We start from the raw sequence: 3,459 nt of genomic DNA, 5'->3' as shown, positions 1-3,459 counted from the left end.
GTCAAACCGCCCAGGCCTTGCGCGCCTATGCCGAGCGAATTGATTTTGTCGCACAATTCGATGCGCAATTCTTCGGTCTTGTTTTGCGGGCCGCGTTTTTTCAGTTCATACATGTCGATGTCTTCCATCAACACCTGTTTCGCCATCAGCATCGCACGTTCTGCTGTGCCGCCTATGCCGATGCCGAGCATGCCAGGCGGACACCAGCCGGCGCCCATCTGCGGCACGGTCTGCATGACCCAATCGACCAGCGAATCGGATGGATTGAGCATGACGAATTTCGATTTGTTTTCCGAGCCGCCGCCCTTGGCTGCGACTTGCACGTCTATCGTATTGCCCGGCACCAGTTCCATGTGTACGACGGCGGGAGTGTTGTCTTTGGTGTTCTTGCGCTCGAAATGCGGATCAGCCACGATCGATGCGCGCAGTTTGTTGTCCGGATGGTTGTAGGCTTGACGCACGCCTTCATTGACCGCGTCGGCGATCGAACCGGTGAAACCTTCCAGCTTGACGCTCATGCCGATTTTCAGGAATACATTGACGATGCCGGTATCCTGGCAAATCGGCCGCTTGCCTTCCGCGCACATGCGCGAATTGGTCAGGATCTGCGCAATTGCATCTTTGGCCGCCGGACTTTGTTCTGCTTCATATGCGCGCGCCAGATGCTGGATGTAATCCTGCGGATGGTAATAGCTGATGTATTGCAGGGCTGCGGCAACGGATTCGATCAAATCGTCTTGTTTAATGATAGTCATGGCAGTGTCGGCTGTGAGCGTTAGTGGGAGGATTGATTCAAGGGATTGCTGTTCGTCATCCTGTGATTGGCGAAGTGGAAAGGGTAGGCGCATTGCGCCAGAATCAGACCCGGATACAATGGCAGCTGCAGCCAGCGCGTCATGAAGATAAAATTGGCGAGTGCATGAATGCGTCTTTTCACTGTTGAATCGTCAATACGGGAAGATGGATTCATGAGATGCGTTGGTGTAACAGATGACGAATGGAAGCCTGCATTTTACACGCGCTCGCGGTTTTTGCCGTACAGCGCCACAGTGCAAGGGCAAGTTCAATGTCGGATTACGCGGTCGGATTACGTAGTCAGCTTAATGTAAGGCTTCAGTAAGCGTAAAAGCATATTGTGGGTAACAAATAAAATCCGTAACGGAGGGGACAATGTCCAGTATCGAGAGCTTCAAACAGGAGGAGCGGGTATTTAATCCGCCCGTGGATTTCGTCAATAACGCTGCCATCAGTGGTATGGAAGCGTATCGCGCCCTGTGCGCGGAAGCGGCCGACGATTACGAAGGCTTCTGGGCGCGCCTTGCGCAGCAGAACCTTCACTGGACCAAGCCGTTCACCAAGAAACTCGATGAGTCCAATGCGCCTTTTTATAAATGGTTTGAAGACGGTGAGCTGAACGTCTCCTGGAACTGCCTGGATAGGCACCTGACCAACGGCAATGCCGACAAGGTTGCGATCATTTTTGAGGCAGATGACGGCAAAGTTACACGCGCTACCTATAAAGAGTTGTACGAACGCGTCTGCAAATTCGCCAATGGCCTTAAATCGCTGGATATCAAGAAGGGCGATCGCGTCATCATTTACATGCCGATGTCTATCGATGGCATCGCTGCAATGCAAGCCTGCGCACGCATAGGCGCGACACACTCGGTCGTGTTCGGCGGTTTTTCTGCCAAATCGCTGCATGAACGCATCATCGATGCAGGTGCAGTGGCCGTGCTGACCGCAGATTATCAGGTACGCGGCGGCAAGAGCCTTCCCTTGAAAGCCATTGTCGATGAAGCACTGGCGATGGGTGATTGCGACACCATCCGCAACGTTGTTGTGTATCAGCGCACAGGCGGTGACGTTAAATTTGTCAAAGACCGCGACATCTGGTTGCACGACCTCGTTGAAAAACAAGCGACAGAATGCGAACCGGTTGCTGTCGGCGCCGAACATCCGCTGTTCATCCTTTACACATCCGGTTCGACCGGCAAGCCAAAAGGCGTACAACATTCCTCCGCCGGTTATCTGCTGTGGGCGATGCTGACGATGAAATGGGTATTTGACATCAAGCCGAACGATGTCTACTGGTGCACAGCCGACATTGGCTGGGTTACAGGACACACTTACGTTACCTACGGCCCGCTCGCCGTTGGCGCAACGCAGATTGTGTTTGAAGGCGTGCCGATGTTCCCGAACGCAGGCCGTTTCTGGGACATGGTGCAAAAGCACAAGGTGTCGATTTTCTACACTGCGCCAACCGCAATCCGTTCGCTGATCAAGGCCGCAGAAGCTGACCCATCCGTACATCCGAGCAAATACGATCTCAGCAGCTTGCGTCTGCTCGGCTCCGTTGGCGAACCGATCAATCCGGAAGCATGGATGTGGTACTACAAAAATATCGGCGGCGAACGTTGCCCGATTGCCGATACGTTCTGGCAAACGGAAACTGGCGGTCACGTCATTTCGCCATTGCCGGGTGCAACGCCTATGGTGCCGGGCTCCTGCACCTTGCCGCTGCCAGGCATTACCGCTGCCGTCGTCGATGATGGCGGTCATGATCTGCCAAATGGCAAAGGTGGCCTGTTGGTCATCAAGCGCCCATGGCCGGCGATGATCCGCAATATCTGGAACGATCCGGAGCGCTTTGCCAAGAGCTACTTCCCGGCAGAATTGGGTGGCGCGACTTACCTGGCCGGCGACGGCGCGATTCGCAATGAAGAAACAGGTTACTTCACCATCACCGGCCGTATCGATGACGTGTTGAATATCTCCGGTCATCGCATGGGCACAGCCGAGATCGAATCGGCACTGGTCGCCAATCCTATCGTGGCCGAAGCTGCCGTGGTCGGCAAACCGGATGAGACCACGGGCGAATCGATCTGCGCCTTCGTTGTTCTCAAGCGCTCACGACCGGAAGGCGATGAAGCCAAACAGATCGCCAAGGAATTGCGCGACTGGGTCGCGAAAGAAATCGGCCCTATCGCCAAGCCGAAGGAAATCCGTTTTGGTGACAATCTACCGAAGACGCGCTCCGGAAAAATCATGCGCCGCCTGCTGCGTGTGCTGGCCAAGGATGAAGCGATTACGCAAGATATCTCGACACTGGAAAATCCGGCAATCCTGGAGCAGCTGAAGCAGGCACAATAAAAAACCATTGGCCTGCCGTTCAATAAAAAGCCGTCGCAGTTACAAGCTGTGGCGGCTTTTTTATGCCCGATTGAAAAGGGCAGGGTGGGAAAACCGGCCTTTTTCAGGAAAATTTTGCTATAATCAGCGGCTTCGCTAAAAAGCAGTCCTGCGAATATCGAATTCAGGAGAGATGGATGAGTGGTTTAAGTCGCACGCCTGGAAAGCGTGTGTAGGTTCATAGCCTACCGGGGGTTCGAATCCCCCTCTCTCCGCCAAAATACAAAAGCCCGCACACGCGGGCTTTTTGTTTTTCTGAAAGAAGCA

At 54.0% G+C, this 3,459-nt stretch carries 2 protein-coding genes, 1 tRNA gene and 1 pseudogene; 2 read left to right on the top strand and 2 right to left on the bottom strand.

Translation table 11 applies throughout. The features are described 5' to 3' along the window. Together ABWP27_RS12570 and ABWP27_RS12565 are read right to left on the bottom strand one after the other, a co-directional pair. A partial coding sequence (locus tag ABWP27_RS12570; protein ID WP_353157396.1) for a fumarate hydratase occupies positions 1–755 on the bottom strand: 755 nt, incomplete at its 3' end. A gap of 71 nt (positions 756–826) precedes the next feature. Then, positions 827–970 (bottom strand): annotated as a pseudogene (locus tag ABWP27_RS12565) (TIGR00645 family protein); the annotation flags it as partial. A gap of 200 nt (positions 971–1,170) precedes the next feature. On the opposite strand from ABWP27_RS12565, the gene acs reads away from it, so the two are divergent. Beyond that, on the top strand, positions 1,171–3,153 hold the full coding sequence (gene acs / locus ABWP27_RS12560) for an acetate--CoA ligase (protein ID WP_353157394.1): 1,983 nt from the start codon (positions 1,171–1,173) through the stop codon (positions 3,151–3,153). A 166-nt stretch (positions 3,154–3,319) separates the two neighbouring features. Next, a tRNA-Ser gene (locus ABWP27_RS12555) sits at positions 3,320–3,410 on the top strand. The last annotated feature ends 49 nt before the right edge of the window (positions 3,411–3,459 follow it).

It is taken from the genome of Herminiimonas fonticola (assembly GCF_040395855.1).
Lineage (GTDB): Bacteria > Pseudomonadota > Gammaproteobacteria > Burkholderiales > Burkholderiaceae_D > Oxalicibacterium > Oxalicibacterium fonticola_A.
Note: the sequence above shows the minus strand (reverse complement) of the source record. Positions and strands in the feature narration are given on the sequence as shown.